This window comes from Paenibacillus borealis (assembly GCF_000758665.1).
Classification (GTDB): Bacteria; Bacillota; Bacilli; order Paenibacillales; family Paenibacillaceae; genus Paenibacillus_AQ; species Paenibacillus_AQ borealis.
In genome coordinates, this window is the sequence record NZ_CP009285.1 from 4795892 (window position 1) to 4813324 (window position 17433).

Annotated in this window: 14 protein-coding genes; 4 read left to right on the top strand and 10 right to left on the bottom strand. The window is 52.9% G+C overall.

Translation table 11 applies throughout. The features are described from left to right. Window positions 1-445: 445 nt before the first annotated feature. On the bottom strand, window positions 446-2563 hold the full coding sequence (locus tag PBOR_RS20065) for a glycoside hydrolase family 52 protein (RefSeq protein WP_042214695.1): 2118 nt from the start codon (window positions 2561-2563) through the stop codon (window positions 446-448). 175 nt (window positions 2564-2738) lie between these two features. Between PBOR_RS20065 and PBOR_RS20070 the strand changes: the two genes are divergently transcribed. After that, window positions 2739-3701, top strand: a complete 963-nt coding sequence (locus tag PBOR_RS20070) for an AraC family transcriptional regulator (protein ID WP_042214698.1) — start codon at window positions 2739-2741, stop codon at window positions 3699-3701. Next, entirely contained in the window at window positions 3701-4054 is a 354-nt protein-coding gene (locus PBOR_RS20075; protein WP_042214699.1) for a cupin domain-containing protein, read from the top strand. Before PBOR_RS20070 ends, PBOR_RS20075 begins: the two co-directional genes overlap by 1 nt. 391 nt (window positions 4055-4445) lie before the next feature. Here the strand turns inward: PBOR_RS20075 and PBOR_RS20080 are convergent, their stop codons facing one another. The 6 genes from PBOR_RS20080 to PBOR_RS20105 all read right to left on the bottom strand — a co-directional run bounded on the left by PBOR_RS20080 (window position 4446) and on the right by PBOR_RS20105 (window position 12659). Beyond that, the gene (locus PBOR_RS20080; protein ID WP_042219701.1) at window positions 4446-5276 is read right to left on the bottom strand and encodes a carbohydrate ABC transporter permease; all 831 of its coding nucleotides are present in this window, start codon (window positions 5274-5276) and stop codon (window positions 4446-4448) included. A 7-nt stretch (window positions 5277-5283) separates the two neighbouring features. Next, a complete protein-coding gene (locus tag PBOR_RS20085) occupies window positions 5284-6222 on the bottom strand; it encodes a carbohydrate ABC transporter permease (protein WP_042214701.1) in 939 nt (312 codons plus the stop codon). Between the two features lie 83 nt (window positions 6223-6305). After that, the gene (locus PBOR_RS20090; protein ID WP_042214703.1) at window positions 6306-7658 is read right to left on the bottom strand and encodes an ABC transporter substrate-binding protein; all 1353 of its coding nucleotides are present in this window, start codon (window positions 7656-7658) and stop codon (window positions 6306-6308) included. A 242-nt stretch (window positions 7659-7900) separates the two neighbouring features. After that, window positions 7901-9253, bottom strand: coding sequence for an ABC transporter substrate-binding protein (locus PBOR_RS20095; protein ID WP_042214706.1), 1353 nt, complete (start codon window positions 9251-9253; stop codon window positions 7901-7903). A 14-nt stretch (window positions 9254-9267) separates the two neighbouring features. After that, entirely contained in the window at window positions 9268-11019 is a 1752-nt protein-coding gene (locus tag PBOR_RS20100; RefSeq protein WP_042214708.1) for a cache domain-containing sensor histidine kinase, read from the bottom strand. Window positions 11020-11060: 41 nt separating this feature from the next. After that, window positions 11061-12659, bottom strand: a complete 1599-nt coding sequence (locus PBOR_RS20105; RefSeq protein WP_042214711.1) for a response regulator — start codon at window positions 12657-12659, stop codon at window positions 11061-11063. Between the two features lie 275 nt (window positions 12660-12934). On the opposite strand from PBOR_RS20105, the gene PBOR_RS20110 reads away from it, so the two are divergent. After that, window positions 12935-13687 (top strand): YdcF family protein, encoded by a 753-nt coding sequence (locus PBOR_RS20110; protein WP_042214714.1) that lies wholly within the window; start codon window positions 12935-12937, stop codon window positions 13685-13687. A gap of 459 nt (window positions 13688-14146) precedes the next feature. Beyond that, window positions 14147-14971 carry an aminoglycoside phosphotransferase family protein gene (locus PBOR_RS20115; protein WP_245647838.1) on the top strand — a complete coding sequence of 275 codons (825 nt, stop codon included), beginning with the start codon at window positions 14147-14149 and terminating at the stop codon, window positions 14969-14971. Between the two features lie 64 nt (window positions 14972-15035). Here PBOR_RS20115 and ybaK read toward each other — a convergent pair whose 3' ends face one another. From ybaK to aspA, 3 genes are all read right to left on the bottom strand, one after another. Then, entirely contained in the window at window positions 15036-15512 is a 477-nt protein-coding gene (gene ybaK / locus PBOR_RS20120) for a Cys-tRNA(Pro) deacylase (protein WP_042214719.1), read from the bottom strand. Between the two features lie 74 nt (window positions 15513-15586). Continuing rightward, window positions 15587-15838, bottom strand: a complete 252-nt coding sequence (locus PBOR_RS20125; RefSeq protein ID WP_039294685.1) for a YolD-like family protein — start codon at window positions 15836-15838, stop codon at window positions 15587-15589. Window positions 15839-15982: 144 nt separating this feature from the next. Then, window positions 15983-17407: an aspartate ammonia-lyase gene (gene aspA / locus PBOR_RS20130; RefSeq protein WP_042214723.1), complete on the bottom strand. Its 1425-nt coding sequence runs from the start codon at window positions 17405-17407 to the stop codon at window positions 15983-15985. Between the last annotated feature and the right edge of the window lie 26 nt (window positions 17408-17433).

A 17433-nucleotide genomic window follows, 5' to 3' on the forward strand; every position in this document is an offset into this window, starting at 1 on the left:
TCAGGATCATACAGGTGTCACAGCGTCACGATTCGATTCCGGTTCGAAATCCTGCACGGAATACAACATTTCCTTCATTTCATTCCCTCAAATCCAATAATGTTGTATAAAATACATCATTCATCTTCTTTCAGGCAGCCTTGCAGGAAAATTCCTGCATTTCAGTTCATACAACAATCCGCTCAAACGCACCGGTATTTCGGGTTCAAAGTTGTAATTCTTACAACATTTTACCTTCGCAGGTGAAATAACGCTAACCGTTCGCGGCTGAGCGAAAGCTTTGACAGCCACACATACGAAATGCTATAATGGCTCCGCGTGTTTGGATAACCATTTCAGCTTTTTACGAATTTACGTTGCGTTTCTACGTTTCTACGTTTCTACGTTTCTACGTTTCTACGTTTCTCACTTTTCCTCACTTCCCCACTTATCAGCTTGCAAATACTTACCCCCGCTGCTCCTCCAGCCACAGAACCGCCGTCACACCGCGCGGATAATATTTACTGCCGGTGATCTCGCCGGAGATAATCTGGTCGCTCCAGCTCCAGATCGAGAGCTGCGGATGTGTAAGCCAGGTTACATGTGCCGAATCGGCTGCATGGCCCTTGTCATCCCACTCCAAACCAAGAATCTGTCTGGCGATGAACTGGCACAGATAAATCTTGCTCAGCCAGCTGTTGTTGCTGGTGGAGGAGATTTTCCAGCCGCCGTCTCTGAACAGGCACACCCCTTCAACAAGCACGGCCTGCAGATGAGTGTCCAGCGCCGCGATGTATTCGCCGAACCGCCCCCCGCGCTCCAGCGCCTCCTTGCAGCCGGTAAAGTAAGGGAAAACGAGGCCTTCAATCGCCGGAATGATTTTGGAATCGTTGCCTTCTCCGATTACCGCCGGGATATAGCCGTCCTCTGTAACGCTGGCTACAATGGTTGCCGCACAGAGCTCTGCCTGTCTGCCGGCTGTCTGTGACAGCTCCGTATTGCCGTTATCGCGGAAGATCTTCTCCATCGCCAAATATGCAGCCCAGCATTTGCCTGCCAGGTAAATGTTGTTGCGCGCCTGGCCCAGCGACACATCCAGGCTGTCATACGTTGTAATCTCCGCTCCGCCCATTGTCCGCGAGCTGTCCAGTGCCATCACACCGTTACGCTTCGCAGGATCCGGATGATCCCGGTTCAGCATGCTCTGCAGGCAGCTCTCCAGAACCGTAAGGTTGCGTTCCATCCAGCTCTTGTCACCTGTATGCTCCAGATATACCGCTGCAGTAAGAATCCAATTGACCAGCTGCTCATGGGTCATGTGCGAGAAGCAGCCGTCAATACCGTACAGCTCATAAGAGGAATAACCGGGACGCGAAACAGCATTGGCTACTCCCATATCATGAGTGAAGCTTAGCCCGCCCGGATACTCGGTCTTGTCTCCAGGGAAACGGACAGTATCCACGTAGCTGTACCGGTCCACGAACATATCCAGCTCATTGCGTACGGTCCACGGATTCATCTTCAGCTCATAGAACAGCTGGTCAACCGTAAGATCGAATGTGTTCATCATCCGGTATTCGCCTTCGTTCACGACCCAGAACGGCTGATCTTTGTACTCCAGCAGCTCGGTTGAGCCATAATAACTGCGGATGGCGTGAGCCAGCATGAATGTCTGATCTTCGCTGAGCCCTGTTCCTTCCAGCATAGTGTTAGCCTGCTCTGCCTGATGCTTCAGCTGATCGAAACGGGATAGCGCATATTCTGCAACCGCCTCTACATTGCTGTAATAGCGGTTATAGTAATAACCGGCGTCCATTCCCGAGGTTACATAACCGGACCGGTGGAAGCAGACTGCGAACCGGTAGACCTTCCGCTCCCCTGCGGGCACATCCATGACCAGCGCTCCTACCTGACCGAGCCCGAAGGTCCAGTTCTCCTCCAGCTCTGCTGTCAGAATATCCTCCATGGTGAAGTGCATGGCGGATTTCACGCTTCCCTGTTCGGCGGCAATCGCCAGGAACCGGCCCTGGCCGACACCTGTCAGCTCTGCCTGGCCGCCTTCGAAGCGTCTCAAGGCGTTATACGGATCATTGCCCTGGAAGCCGAAGAAGGCCCGGCGGACGGAATCACCCGAAGTATTGTCAACTTCCAGCTCTACCAGCACCGCCGGCAGCAGTACTTCCTTGAGTTCCGCGTCTGCAGCTGTTTCCGGGTCCGGAACCGGCCGGACCGGTGAGAGAATACGGAAGGTCAGATCACCCGCCTGCCAGCTGTCCGTAGCCAGGCGGAAATCGCGGGTGACCTCGCCGTCCGCAAAATGATAGAGAATCTGCGGCTTATCCGGGTTCGGATCCGGGTTCTCGATGTCATAACGCTTACTCTCGTCGTCGCTGCCCTGCTCATGGAAAGGCAAAGTATCGAAGCCGCTGCCGTCCTTGCGCTCCAGGCCAATATATATGTTCTGTCTCGGCGGTTTGCCCGCTTCCAGGTCGAAGCCGCCGGACGCTCCCTTAAATCCCAGGGTGAAGCTGGAAAATGAACCAATCGGTGAATGATGGGCATTAAAGAAATTATTCGTAGGCATAACGTAAATGCACTCCCTCCAGGCTGTGTCCCGGCATTACCGGGCTCATAGCTCTATGTTAGCGCCGGCCCCGTTAATGCAACAGGCGCAAAGCCGCCAATTATTTGGACAAATCAATCGGACACGGCGGCCTATGCTATAATAAAGCCATCTTTTAGCGAAAAAGAGGTTGAATATGAACGTATTAGATCCCGGTACACAGCACTCCATGGACGGCCGGATGTCCCCGGATATACAGGCTGCTTTTCATATTTTTGCCGCCCACTGGCGCAAGGTTAACAGGGAGTGGCAATACCCGGTGCATACCCATCCCATGTTCGAGATTAACATCGTTCTGCAGGGGTCACAGCAAATGGTGGTCGGCGGGCAGTCCTATACCCAGCACAGCGGTGACATTCTGTTTATCCGTCCGGGTATTGCACACTCCAGCCTGGGCACGGTTTCAGAGGATGAAATGACCTATTATTGCCTGCATTTCGACATCGATGATCTGGTCCTGCGCCGTTCCCTTATGACGATGGATACCGTCAGCCTTACCGGCAACACTCCGGAGCTGCAGGCAATCCGTACGTCGCTTGATGCGATCATCAGCTCGACAATTCTCCCTGAAGCCAGCGATGCCCAGCGGAGCCGGCTGGTAACGCTGAATGCTTCGCTGCAGCTGTTCACCGCACTCAGCGGCTGGGTGCTGGCCGCAATGCCTTCGCCTGCCCGGGGAACACTGCCGGGGGTTACAGAGAAAACTGTCGCCCTGGCAAATGCCATTGAAGGACTGCTGCAGGAATCCGTATTCACCGCAGCAGTAACCGGCAGCCGGGCCGGAAGCATTGAAGACATCGCCGCCAAACTCGGCTACAGCCCGAACCACTGCAACCGCGCCTTCCGGCAGATCTACGGACTTCCGCCGAGGCAGTATCTCTCCGGCCTGATTATCCGCCATGCCAAGCTGCTGCTGCTGGATAACAGCCTGTCTGTAGAGAGCATCGCCTACCGGCTCGGCTACCGCGATGTCTCCCATTTCAGCAAACAGTTCAAGCGCTGGACCGGCCTGCCTCCCATGGGCTACCGCCAGCTTACGGAGGAGCCTGGGAAGACAGACGACGGGGCATCATTCTCTAATACGCGGGGAGGCATTTAATGAAGATATACAATTTCCAACAAGAATCCGGCAAACCCATATCAGCCTTCAATTCCGATTTCATTATCTCCAAGATCATTCATACAGGATCAGATGCTCATATCGGCTGCGTATATCTTGGTCACCAGGGAGTGATCGGTTATCATCAGGCGACATGTCCGCAGCTGCTGCTGATTATGAACGGTGAAGGATATGTCAGGGGCGGAGAAGAAGAATTTACAGCGGTCCGGGCAGGCCAAGCTGTCTTCTGGGAGCAGGATGAATGGCATGAGACCCGGACCGATTCGGGAATGACTGCGATTATTATAGAAAGTGATTCGCTGAATCCTGCTGCCAATATGACACTGGTATAAGAGGGAGCACAATATTGTATTACTCAGCAACCGCTGGTGAATAGGACTGAGATTCCGTTATTTGAGCAAATCAGGCGAAATTACCTGCCAATCGGACTGAGATTCCGCTAAGTGTCCTGCCACGTGTCTTTTGGAGCCCAAAAACACAAGATAGCGGAATCTCAGTCCGCTTCCGCCTTATGGAGCGTTATTTTGGCAAAATAACGGAATCTCAGTCCACTTGAGGAGCAAGATCACCCAGATGGCGAATTCGGGGCGAATTACTTGGTCAATTATCGGCAGATTAGGCACTCAGCGCATCACAAGGCCCTCCTATATATACAAAAACTCCGCAAACCATTACATAATGGCCCGCGGAGTTTTTTTATTTTCCCAGGAGAGCACACACCTCTTACCCTTTGGTGGCCCCTGACGCAATTCCCTTAACGAAATACTTCTGGAGGAAGATAAATACGATCAGCACAGGCACCACCGACATCGCGGTTCCGGCAAAAATCATATCCCAGCGCGAGGAGAATTCCCCGATATACCGGTAGATTTCTACAACCATCGTCTTGGCCTGGCCGGAAGGCAGCACCAGCATCGGCATCAGGAAGTCATTCCAGATTCCCAGTCCGTTCAGCACCACCATACTTGCCGTAACCGGTCCGAGCAGCGGGAAGACGATTCTCCAGAAAATCCCGTAGCGGGAGCAGCCGTCAATCTCTGCCGCCTCTTCAACCTCCCGTGGTATACCTTTGACGAAGCTGGTATAGAGCAGGCAGCCGAAGCCTACGGCACCGGCGACATAGATCATGATAGGTCCGGCCAGACTGCCGTACAGACCGAGCATTCTCAGCTCCTTGAACAGCGGAATCATATACGCCTGGAACGGAATCATCATACCGGCCAGGAAATAGACGAAGACCAGCCGCGTCCAGCGGGCATTTCTGCGTTCAATCGCGTAACCCGCCATCGGAATAATCAGCACCTGGGCGACAATCGCCACAACGGTCAGAATCAGGCTGTTGAGGATCGCGCGCGGAAACTCCGTCTCCGTGAGCAGATATTTGAAGCTGTCTAAGTACAGTGTCTTCGGAAAAGCGATCGCGTCACGCATAATTTCGGCGTTGCTTTTGAACGCGGACATCAGATTAAAGAAAATCGGGAAGAAAAAAACAACCGCCACCAGGAGCGTAATGACAAACAGGACAATTTCAGTGATTCTCCGCTTGGTCTGCATCGTCATCTTAGAGCTGCACCTCCCGTTTCTGCAGGAATTTAACCTGAATGACCGTAATGATCAGGATAATCAGGAACAGAACCATGGCCAGCGCCGTGCCGAAGCCTTGTCTCAGTTCACCGAAGCCTACTTTGTAGATAATATAAGTTAATGTCTCTGTCTCAAAACCCGGGCCGCCGTCAGTCATTACGGCAATCTGGTCAAATATCTTCAGCGCGCTGATCATGGAGAGCACCATGCACACGGTCATCGAACCCGCAAGCAGCGGGAACGTAATATGCCGGAACTGCTGCCAGCCACCTGCGCCGTCAATGCTGGCCGCTTCATTAAGCTCCTGCGGAATGCCCTGCAGTCCGGCCAGATAGATGATCATATAATAACCCGCGCCTTTCCAGACCGTTGACAAAATAATCGACAGCATAGCGTATTTCGGATTGCCCAGCCAGTCCACGATATAGTCGCCTAAACCGACGGAGGTCAGGATCTGATTAAACACGCCGAAGTTGTAATTCAAAATCATTGCCCAGACAAAGCCCATGACGATCCCGCTGAGCAGAGTCGGGAAGTAGAAGATGCTTCTGAACAAATTGCGGAACCAGCGTACCTTGTCGACCATTAAAGCCATCGCAATCGCGGCAATATTCTCAAGCAGCACCAGTGTTACCGTCATAATCATTGTGTTCTTCAAGGCATTATGCACCCGCGGACTCTGGAAAATCTCGATGAAATTGGCGAAGCCGATATACCGGACATCGCTGCTGATCCCGTCCCATGACGTGAAGCTTAAGTAGACGCTGCCTGCTGTAGGGACGATGACAAACAGTGTATATAAAAGGAATGACGGCAGGATGAACAACAGCGCGTAGGACTGCCATTTTTTCTTTTTCTTGTGTGGCTTCTCTGCGGCTGTGAATGATTTGTCTGTATTAACAATGGATGTAGCCATGGTTCCTCTCCCCTCCCTGGGACGCGCTTGTTTAGAGAAGGATAACCTCTGCCGGAGCAGAGGCTATCTTCCGGCGCTTTTATTTACATTGAATTGGCTTTGACCTGATTGTCATATTCGGTATCGGCCTTCTTCATATAGTCCGTTACGTCCGCATCGTTCACTACCATATCCTGGAGCAGCTTATAGTACCAGTTGCGGAATTGCGGAGGAATCAGGTTATCTCCCCACCAGTTGTTGATGGCCAATGATTTGGTTACGTTCGTGTCGGCAATGAGATCAAGTGCAACCTGCATTTGCTCACTGGTCTCATAGGTTACTTTCTCTTTGGTGGAAGGAATGGCATTGATCGAAGCCAGATAGACCGAGTACTGTTCCGGTTCAAAGAAGAAGCGGATGAAGTCTTTGATCGCTTCCGTTTTATCGGCATCCTTGGCGGCATCAGTAGATAAGGACCAGCCGGCCGGTGACGGGAGACCGATGACATTTAATTTGCCTGCACGGTCCGGAACAGCATAGAAGCCGAACTCGAAGCTTGGGTCAGCTTCAGCGATCTGGGTGAACATCCATGTGCCGGAGAACAGCTGTGCGGCTTTGCCGGATACCAGAATCGAAGCGGTCTGATTATCTGCGGTGCTCAGCCAGCCTTTATCCACATAGTTCTTGAACAGCTCTTTGAAATCGGTTATGCCCTGAACCACATCAGGATCGGCGAAACTGACGGTCTTGGCTGTACGTTTGGAGTTCCAGTCCGGATCTTTGCTGTAGACATCGTCGATCAGGAATTTATTGACCCAGAAGCCCATATGGAAGATATCCTTGCCGCCTACTACCAGCGGGGAGATACCTGTAGCTTTCAATTTTTCCTGGATGGCAATGAACTCGTCATAGGTTTTGGGAAGCTCGGTGATCCCTGCGTCAGCGTAGGCTTTTTTGCTGTAAATGATCCCTTGCGGGGCGTTCACCTGCATTGGAGCGTTCCATACCTTGCCGTCCACCTGTGGAGGAGACTCGAACAGATCCAGCAGATCAGCGGGCAGCTCTACGATTTTGCCGGCATCCGCGAATACCTGGGTATCCCGCATTTCCACGAGATCCGGGAACTCGCCAACCGCATCCTTGGTCTTCAGCCAGTCCAGATAAGCGGCAGATGAAGTTTCACTTAAGTCTTTGATGGTCACGTTAGGATTGGCTTCCATGAACTTCTTAACGGTATCGGCAATGGCCTTCTTGGTCGCCGGATCACCTGACGCATAACCGATGGTGAAGCTGACGTCTTTCTTGGCAGCATCAGTTGCTGCTGTATTTCCTGCCGGAGCTTCAGTCGCCGCTGCGTTGCCGCCGCTGGCATTGTTATTGTTATTTCCGCCGCATGCGGTAAGTACAGTTGTTGCTGCGAGCAGCATGACGGATAATTTCGTAATGGTGTTCTTCATATCTTTAGTAACCTCCCCTTTGGTGTACAACCCGGAAACTGCCGGCCGATGTGTGCATCACCGCTCGTAAGCGTTTCCTTGTGTTCCAAGAATAGCATTCAGCTCCCAGGGTTTGAATGAACTAATTTAAGGGGGATATGCGGTAAATTTAAGAAGAATAGAAGCAGACCGGGACAGATAAGGAATGCAAAAAAAACGAAAGTCCACAGACCCCCGTTTTCTTCACCTGCTATTGTGTACTCTCACTGCCGGTATTCCTGTACCTGCCTGTCGTATTCAGTATCGGCCCGTTTCATGTATTCTAGTACATCGCCATCCTTCACAACCATCTCCTGCAGCAGCTTGTAGAACCAGTTGCGGAACTGCGGAGGAATCAGATTGTCTCCCCACCAGTTATTGATCATCAGCGACTTGGTCACCTTAGGGTCAGCCATCAGGTCAAGCACTACCTGCATTTGTTCCCCAGGCTCACGCTTAAGCTCCTGTTTGGTGGAAGGAATAGAATCGATGCTGTCCAGGAACCTGGAATAGGGCTCCGGTGAGAAAAAGAACCGGATGAAGTCTTCGATCGCCTGCTTTTTGCGCGGGTCCCCCGCAGCCTGGGCAGACAGCGACCAGCCGGTAGGCGACTGCAGGCCGACCACATTCACTTTCCCTTTGCGGTCCGGAACAGCATAGAAGCCGAATTCAAAGCCGGGATCCGCTGCCTTGATCTGTGAGAACATCCAGGAGCCGGAGAACAGCTGCGCAGCCTTGCCGGATACCAGAATGGACGCCGTCTGGTTATCCCCTGTGCCAAGCCAGCCTTGATCCACATCATTCCTGAACAGCTGCTTGAAATCTGTCATCGCCCGGACGACATTATCATCGGCAAACCTGACTTTACCGGCATTCCGTTTCGCATTCCAGTCCGGATCGGCGGCATATACATCATCAATCAGAAATTTATTGACCCAGAACCCCAGATGAAAAATATCTTTGCCGCCGACGACGAGCGGAGTGATTCCGCTTGCCCGCAATCTTTCCTGGATCTCCAGAAATTCAGCATAGGTTGCCGGAAGTGCCTTAATGCCTGCATCGGCATAAGCTTTCTTACTGTAAATAATCCCCTGCGGTGCAGAGACAAACAGCGGGGCATTCCATACCTTGCCGTCTATCTTCGGCGGATGGTCGAACAAGTCTGCTATATCATCCGGCAGCGGAACAATCTTATCTGCACCGGCAAAAGCCTCGGTGTCCCTCATCTCTACGAGATCAGGGAACTCACCCACGGCATCCTTAACCTTCAGCCAGTCCATATAGGCAGAGGAGCTAGTCTCACTGACATCCTGAATCAGGATATCCGGATAGGCTTCCATAAAAGCCTTGATGGTAACCTCGATGGCTTGCTTGGTCGCCGCATCGCCAGAGGCGTAACCAATGGTAAAGCTCACTTTCCCGCTTCCAGGCGCCGTATCTGAGCTGCTATTCGGATCAGCCGCATGATTTCCGGCAATCCCGCCTGATCCGGCCTGGTCTCTGCAGCCGCACAGGATAAGGGCTGCCACCAGCGGCAATATCGCCAGTCTCACGTTTGTAACCTTCTGTATCGGCATCCCCTGTGACCTCCTCATTCTGTGATAACCGGGAACGTCAGCGTAATAGACGTCCCGACATGCTCTCTGCTGTTCACAGACAGGCCATACGCCTCCCCGAAGCTGGAGCGGATGCGCTCATGCACATTTTTCATACCGACATTCTTACTTGGAGCCTCCGGGTCTTCCAGAATCTTGTTGATGCGGGACAGCGTTTCCCTGCTCATCCCCACGCCATCGTCATATATCGTAATTGCCACCACTTGCTCTCTCCGTTCGACCGTAATGCCGACAGTCCCTTTTCCCTGCAGGCGCAGGCCATGCTGAACCGCATTCTCCACCATCGGCTGCAGGGACAGCTTCAGGATAGGCCAGTCCAGATTAACATCAGGGGCAATGTCCAGATGCAGCTCGAAGCGGTTCTCATACCGCACAGAAATGATATAGAAGTAATTCTGCAGATGGGCGAGCTCACTGGCAATGCTTACGCGGTCTTCCCCGTAATCGATGACGTATTTCAGCTCATTGGAAAGTGCCAGAATCATATCCGCCACTTCCCCCGCTTCCTTATCCACGGCGTTCATCCGGATCACTTCAAGGGTGTTATACAGGTAATGGGGCCGGATCTGGCTCTTCAGCGCGTTCAGCTCGGTCTGTTTCTGCTTAATCTGGGCCACATAGGCCTCATCAATATAGACCTGCAGCCGCTCCACCATCCGGTTGAACCCGTGGGCCAGCCTGCCCATCTCATCATTGCTGTTCACGGAGAGCTGGATATCCAGCTTGCCCGACTCCACCACGGCCATCTGCCTGATCAGCTCCCGGATGGGAGCCGCGAGACGTCTGGAGAACCAGGCACCCATGACAATCATTACAAAAGCACAGATGCCAATGGCAATATACACCGTTGCCCGCGCCGACAGCAGCTGTTCGAACAGGTTGCCGCGGTGGATTTTGGCAATGACCTGGCCATTCAAAAAAGGGATGCTCTCACTGAGCACAATCATCTCATCATTGGATTGAGCAGCAGTTGGAACCCCCGCCGTACCGGCAGGCTGGTTGCTGAAATAGGTCCGCCCCTCCCCGTCGAGCAGATACAGCTCATCCTTCTCCCCAAGACTCAGCTCCCGGAAGAACTGCTGGAATAACGAGGTGTCGATATCAAGAAAAAGCGTTCCGACTACCTTCGGCTCTTTGGTCACCCGTCCGGAGGTATCAATCAGGCTGCGCCCGATCGTGAACACCTGGCGGTCTGAACCATAGAAATAACTGTCCTGATGGGTCGGGAAAATAGCCACCTTCGAAGGGTCATCTGCCATGGCGGACAGCCACTCCGCATTCGGAACCGTCTCCATATTCAGCGACCGGTTGCTGCGCTCCTGTACATACATTTTACCGTCAGACTGGCGGATGAACTGGACACTTGAGATATATGAATCACTGAACAGTACCGTCTTCAGGAAAGACTCTATCGGAATGGTGTTGATCTGCTCCAGCTCATTCACATTCTGTGTCTGGTTCTGCGAATAGCTCTCGATGAACCCTTCATAACGGCCCGTATACATCAATTTGGACACTTCATTATACTGATTGAACGCAGAATTCAGATTATAGCTCATATAGAGCACCATTTGCTGCAGATTGCTGGTCGTATACCGCTCCACATAACCGGAGAAGGTCTGTACGGAGAAAAAACTCAGCGCAAACAGCGGAATTAGCCCGACCAGCAGGAAGGATGCAGAAAATTTAACGAAAATACTCTTCGGTCCCCTTCCCCAAATCGGCATAGGCCATCCTCTTTTCACTCTTTGATCACCCTCCGGTCCGCTTAGTTCCTAACCGACTGCTTGTACTCCTGCGGCAGCTTGCCGAATTGCTTCTTGAACATATCGCTGAAATGCCGTGCATTGTTATAGCCGACCCGGTCAGCAATCTCATAGACCATCAGATCACTCTGCAGCAGCAGACGCTGCGCATGGCTCATCCGTACTTCGGTAACATAATTCTTGAAATTCTGTCCGGTATGCTTCTTGAAAAAGCTGCTGAAATAATAGGGATTCATGTACACCATTGCAGCTATGGACTCCAGTGTAATATTCTCGGCATAATGCTCCTCCACATAGGTTTTCACCTGCGTTAGCTGCGGCATTTCCTTGCCGGAGCTCCGGCAGCTCAGCTGATCGGTCATTTTGGACAGAACCGCTTCGAATTCCTGGCGCAAGGCACAGAAGGTCGGGGCATCCGCCAGCTTTTCCAATAGCGGCTTCCCTCCTTGATTCAACAGCCCCGCATCCGCGCCGAAATCAGCCATATCCTGTTCGAGCTGGATCACGGCATTGTACACATAGGACACCGCCTGGTTCCGGCTATCCCCTGAGAGCAGACGTACAGTTTCCAGCAGTTCAGCGGTTAATGCCTTCACCCGCTCCTTGTCGAGCGATTTGAGCGCTTCCGGGAAGCTGCTCTGGATGGCGGCAAGTGCGGATAACGGCACAGCAGCCTCCAGCGGCTCAGCAGGATAGGAAATCACCCGGTTCAGTCCGGCGAAATATCTGAATTTTAGCGCTTTCAAAGCAGACTGGTAGGAATCCGCCGCCTCTTCAATACCGCTTGCCGGTTCGCCGATGCCTATAGACACCTGCAGCTTCAGGAAGCTGTTGATTTTGTGATGCAGATCCTCCATTAATTGCTGCGGCTCATTCAGATGCTCATGCTGCAGCAGCACTCCGAAGCGTTCACCTTTGCGGAACACATACCCGTTGCCTCTGCCGTCCACCGTCTCCTTGATGATGTTCAACAAGGCGAATTCCACCAGCTTGCGTTCCCGTTCCTCCCAGCGCGAAGGCTGGCCGCTGTATTCATCCGTCTCAATAACGCATACGCTGGCATAGCGGGTAATCGCCGTGTTGCCCATCCGGGCAAGTGTAGCAGCAGCGGCCTTATTGCCGTCGGTCAGCTGCTCCAGCTGCTCCTCAACCGTAACAGACAGGTTCTTCCGCTCATAGGATTTGAGCATTTCCTTGTTGCGCTCCTCCTCCGATTCCTGGCGGATCGCCGTAGCTGCACGGATCACCACCTGCTCCAGCTGGCCCGTATTCACCGGTTTGACCAGGTAATCCAGTGCCCCGTATTGCACTGCCTGCTGTGCATAAGCGAATTCCTGATAAGCGCTGATAAAGACCACCTTAATCGGCCGCTGCGCCTGATGAATCTCACGGATAATATCGATGCCGGAATAACCCGGCATGCTGATGTCGCTGATAATCAGATCCGGAAGGCAGCTGTCGATCATCGCTTTCAGCTCTATCCCGTCACATGCTTCTCCTACTATATTAAGCCCGAGGCTCTCCCAGGAAATGAGCTTCTTCAGCCCGCGCAGAATGACCGGTTCGTCATCCGCGAGCAGCACCCGTATCGGTCTGTTCATTGCTGCACCTCCGCATGGTTGAGATATATATGATTACTTTATTGCCATGAGCGATGAGATTCATCCAATTATACTGTATCATGACATCCCCGGCAGCCGGGTGAAGCTTTTTAAGAAGAAAGAGCAGTTTTTTAAGCATCTGTACCGCACCTGAACATGGGCGAAGCTGGGAACACCGGCCGGACTCATGGTACAATACAACCAGAATTGATCTGCTATGCAGGGCAGGTGAACTTAAGACTCTTATATAATCCTTGAAAAAGTTGGTGACCTGCTTGATCTACCTCATTAAATTCGCATACAGCTTTGTTCTGCCGCCGGGAATCTTTGTGATCCTGCTGCTGGGGATGGTGGTCTGGCTGTGGAAAAGCAGCCGCCGGCCGGCGGTTGTGCTGCTCGCAGTGAGTCTGCTGCTCTATCTGTCAATGACCCCTGTGGTCAGTGACTTGCTGATCGGCAGTCTGGAACGGCAGTACAAGCAGCCTTCTGCTGCAGAAGGCGATGTTATTGTCATCCTGGGCGGCGGCGCTACCTCCGGCACTCCGGATCTGGACGGGCAGGGCAATATGTCCGGTCCGGCGGCGAACCGGCTGCTGGCTGCCGCCCGGCTGTACCGGCAGACCGGACTGCCGGTTATTTTCTCCGGCGGCCAGGTGTTTGCGGATAGCGGCAATGAAGCGGATATCGCCCGGCGGCAGCTGATCGGACTCGGTATCCCGGCAGAAGACATCCTGCCGGAGAACCGCTCGCTCAACACCGAGCAGAATGCGGTCAACACCGCTGCACTTATGCAGGAGCACGGTTTCAGCCGTCCGGTGCTGGTCACTTCCGCCTTCCATATTGCGCGCAGCATGGTGCAGTTTGAGCACGCCGGACTAACGCCGCAGCCTTTCCCGGTGGATTACCAGGCCAGCCGCCCCATGTCACTCTACGTAAGCAAATTCACTCCCTCTGCCGGGGCTGTCTCAACCACCGGGCTGGCGCTGAAGGAGTATCTGGGGCTTGTGGCAGCGAAGCTGTTGCCTTAACTGTTCAAACTGCAAATCGGGCATGAAGGGCAAAACCGAGTAACTCTGAACGCTTGTGGTCTGCAATCCGCTCGTATAAGAATAACATTGATTACCTTGCTGACCGCTGTTCAGCCTTAACGGAACAAATCCGGTCTCTCGCGGAATGAGCTTCGCCCTGAACGGAGCAAACCGAACGCTCGCGGACTGAGATTCCGTTATTTCGCTATATTCTCTCTTTTTGGAACGCTCGCGGACTGAGATTCCGTTATTGGCGGCCATTTGCTCTGAAAAGAGCCATTCCGCATCACTTAGCGGAATCTCAGTCCGCAAACTGCCGGAATGGCCTCTTTTCCGGCAAATAAAGGCCTCTAAGTCCGCATACTCCTGAACGAACGCATCCGTTCACCCCGATGATCCTTACTTTGTGGATGGGCTGCTGGGCATTAAGGATCCTGCACTATAATACGCACATCCCTAGTGAAAGCGAGGAATAGCCTGGTGACTCAGCACGAAGAAATATTAACCGGCGGAAATGTGAATCACATTGTCCGTAAGGCGGACACCGTCCGCCGTCCTGCAGGGGATTGGAGTCCTAATGTCCATGGACTGCTGCAGCATTTAGAGAAGCAGGGCTTCGGGGGAGCGCCACGTTTTCTCGGAATGGATCCATCCGGACGTGAAATACTGAGCTATATTCCGGGAGAAGTTCCTGGCAATGATTACCCTGAACTCAAAGCCTATATGTGGTCTGACGGGACACTCGCCAGTCTGGCGCGCCTTTTGCGCAGCTATCATGACGCAACTGAAGGCTATAAGTCAGATTCAGAGGGAAGCTGGCAACTCAGCTATGCCAGTACCAAAGCACATGAAGTGATCTGTCATAATGACGCCGCCCTGTACAATGTGGTTTTTCAGAATGCTGTACCAGTGGCATTCATTGATTTCGACATGGCCGGACCCGGGCCGCGGATGTGGGACATTGCCTACTCCATCTATACATCAGTTCCGCTGGCCAGCTTCGCACCTGACTACTCATCCGGGTCCACCGTAGCGTACCAATCCAATGTACATGCGGCAGACCGGCGCCAGCGGATACAGTTATTTTTTGAGGCATATGGAATTCCCGTCCCTAACGATCTGCATACATGGATTATTGAGCGTTTGACCGTCCTGTGCGGAACGCTGAAGAATGGTGCCGCGAGCGGCAATGCTGCTTTTATAAAAATGGTTGAGGAAGGACATTTGGCGCACTATGAGCACGAGATCCGGTTTATAGCCGGGCATTACGCAGAATGGAGTTAGCCAAAAACCGCCAAAGAAGCCGGATTCCCTAGACCTCCAGGAATTCCGGCTTCTTGCTCTGCTGCTATTCTTTGATCAGATCTGTAAATACAGCAGACACCACATCTGCCAGCAGCTTAGGCTCAAGCTCCATCTGCATGCCGATCCGGCCTGCACTGACGGCAATCGTCTGCAACTCCTCTGCACTGCTGTGAATAAACGTGGGATACAGCTTCTTCATGCCAACGGGCGAACATCCGCCGCGCACATAACCTGTCCACTTCAGCAGCTCCTTCAGCGGGAGCATCTCGATCTTCTTCGCCCCGGCGGCTCTGGCCGCTTTCTTGAGATCCAGCTCTTCGGCCACCGGAATGACAAATACATAGGGCTGCGGCCCGCTGTGCGAGACCAGTGTCTTAAAAACAACCTCCGCCGGGAGGCCGATCTTCTCAGCAACTGCGCTCCCGTGAATCTGGCCATCCTCATTATCATACGTATGAATGGCGTATCCGGCCTTTTTTGCATCAAGCATACGCATGGCATTGGTTTTGTTCACTTGCATGTCCCTGCTACCTCCAACCACTCTCCGGCGCGCCGGAGCTTTGTTCTCTCACCCTCAAAAATTGCCTTCAGCGGCTAATCCCGCGGATAATTCACCTGCATAATATCCATGAACGGAACCTTGATAATTTCTTCGTTATATCGTAGGTGTACCTTGCCGGTACGCGAATCCATCTCCACAATCACTCCGCGAACCTGTTCTTCCTTCCCCCAGACCGTCAGCAGAATCTCGGAATCCTCCTGTTTCGCCTCGACCAGCTGATTGCCCAGCTCTTCCAGCACGAATTCGTCGCGGGTAGGACGTTTTGCCACTTTTGCCTTCGCCACTCTATGCCTCCAGTAAGCCATTACAAATTTATGATACTTCCGGGTGTAAATGCTCCCGTATATTATAACACGACCTTTACCCCGGGTTTACAAAATAATACCGGCCTTTGCAGCCAATTTTACGGTAAGCCCCTAGCCATGCCTTTATTCTTTATGCAAAAGCGACGCACCCGCTATCCCGGGATGGGTCATTTCATACGGATCCAAGATCAGATTCAGCTCTTCCTCGCTGAGTACGTTGTATTTCAGGCATAAAGCGCGCACAGATTCGCCGGTCAGAATCGCTTCTCTGGCAATACGCGACACCACCTCATAACCCAGATGCGGATTCACGGCGGTAATGATGCCGACACTCTGCTCCACTTCCCGCTGCAGCTTCTCTTTATTGGCCACGATGCCTGCCAGGCAGTAGTCCGTAAACACCTTGAAGGAATTGTTCATAATGCTGATCGACTGGATCAGATTGAACACCAGCACCGGCTCCATGACGTTCAGCTCCAATTGGCCCGCCTGGGAAGCAAGACAGATCGTATGATCATTGCCGATGACCTGAAAAGCGACCTGATTGATCACCTCGGCCATCACCGGGTTCACCTTGCCGGGCATGATGGAAGAGCCGGGCTGGCGGGCCGGAAGTGTAATTTCGCCCAAGCCGGAGCGTGGCCCGGAAGCCATCAGGCGCAAATCATTGGCGATTTTGGACATGTTCATCATGCAGACCTTCAGCGCTGCCGAGACTTCGGTGTAGGCATCGGTATTCTGCGTAGCGTCCACCAGATGTTCCGCGCTCACCAGCGGCAGTCCGCTGATCTCGGCGAGAAGCTCCACTACCCGCTTGATATAGCGCGGTTCTGCGTTCAGTCCGGTGCCGACTGCAGTCGCTCCCATATTCACCTGATAGAGATGATGCCGCGTATGCTCAATCCGCTGAATATCGCGTTCCAGCACCCGGCTGTATGCCTCGAATTCCTGGCCCAGACGGATCGGCACCGCATCCTGCAGGTGGGTCCGCCCCATTTTGATAACCGGATCAAATTCTGCCGCCTTCAGCACAAACACGCCATGCATGCTCCGCATCGTCACCAGCAGCTGCTCCAGCAGAGAGAGCGTGGCAATATGAATCGCCGTCGGAAAAGCATCGTTCGTGGACTGCGCCATATTCACATGCGTGTTGGGACTAAGCTGCATATAATCGCCTTTGTCCCGGCCCAGCAGCTCCAGAGCACGGTTCGCGATCACTTCATTCGCGTTCATGTTCAGCGAGGTACCGGCCCCGCCTTGAATCGGGTCAACGATGAACTGGTCATGCCACTTTCCGGTGATTACCTCGTCCGCTGCCGCAACTATAACGTCTCCCAGTCCTTTATAGAGTCTGCCGATCTCCATATTGGCCAGCGCTGCCGATTTTTTGACAATGCCCATAGCTTTAATCAGTTCCTGATGCACGCGGTACCCGGTAATCGGGAAATTCTCGACCGCACGCAGCGTCTGTATTCCGTAGTAGGCGTGTTTCTCCACCTGTTTGCTGCCTAAGAAATCCTTCTCCAGCCGGTACTCCATCTGTGTCATACTGCTCCCCCCAAGTCTCCGTAGTA

What these genes read in the sequence shown, in the direction of transcription:
- ybaK (WP_042214719.1), bottom strand. Translation starts at nt 15,512, where the DNA reads ATGCAAGTGAACAAAACCAATGCCATGCGTATGCTTGATGCAAAAAAG.
- PBOR_RS20105 (WP_042214711.1), bottom strand. Translation starts at nt 12,659, where the DNA reads ATGAACAGACCGATACGGGTGCTGCTCGCGGATGACGAACCGGTCATT.
- PBOR_RS20100 (WP_042214708.1), bottom strand. Translation starts at nt 11,019, where the DNA reads ATGCCGATTTGGGGAAGGGGACCGAAGAGTATTTTCGTTAAATTTTCT.
- aspA (WP_042214723.1), bottom strand. Translation starts at nt 17,407, where the DNA reads ATGACACAGATGGAGTACCGGCTGGAGAAGGATTTCTTAGGCAGCAAA.
- PBOR_RS20075 (WP_042214699.1), top strand. Translation starts at nt 3,701, where the DNA reads ATGAAGATATACAATTTCCAACAAGAATCCGGCAAACCCATATCAGCC.
- PBOR_RS20090 (WP_042214703.1), bottom strand. Translation starts at nt 7,658, where the DNA reads ATGAAGAACACCATTACGAAATTATCCGTCATGCTGCTCGCAGCAACA.
- PBOR_RS20080 (WP_042219701.1), bottom strand. Translation starts at nt 5,276, where the DNA reads ATGCAGACCAAGCGGAGAATCACTGAAATTGTCCTGTTTGTCATTACG.
- PBOR_RS20070 (WP_042214698.1), top strand. Translation starts at nt 2,739, where the DNA reads ATGAACGTATTAGATCCCGGTACACAGCACTCCATGGACGGCCGGATG.
- PBOR_RS20095 (WP_042214706.1), bottom strand. Translation starts at nt 9,253, where the DNA reads ATGCCGATACAGAAGGTTACAAACGTGAGACTGGCGATATTGCCGCTG.
- PBOR_RS20085 (WP_042214701.1), bottom strand. Translation starts at nt 6,222, where the DNA reads ATGGCTACATCCATTGTTAATACAGACAAATCATTCACAGCCGCAGAG.
- PBOR_RS20065 (WP_042214695.1), bottom strand. Translation starts at nt 2,563, where the DNA reads ATGCCTACGAATAATTTCTTTAATGCCCATCATTCACCGATTGGTTCA.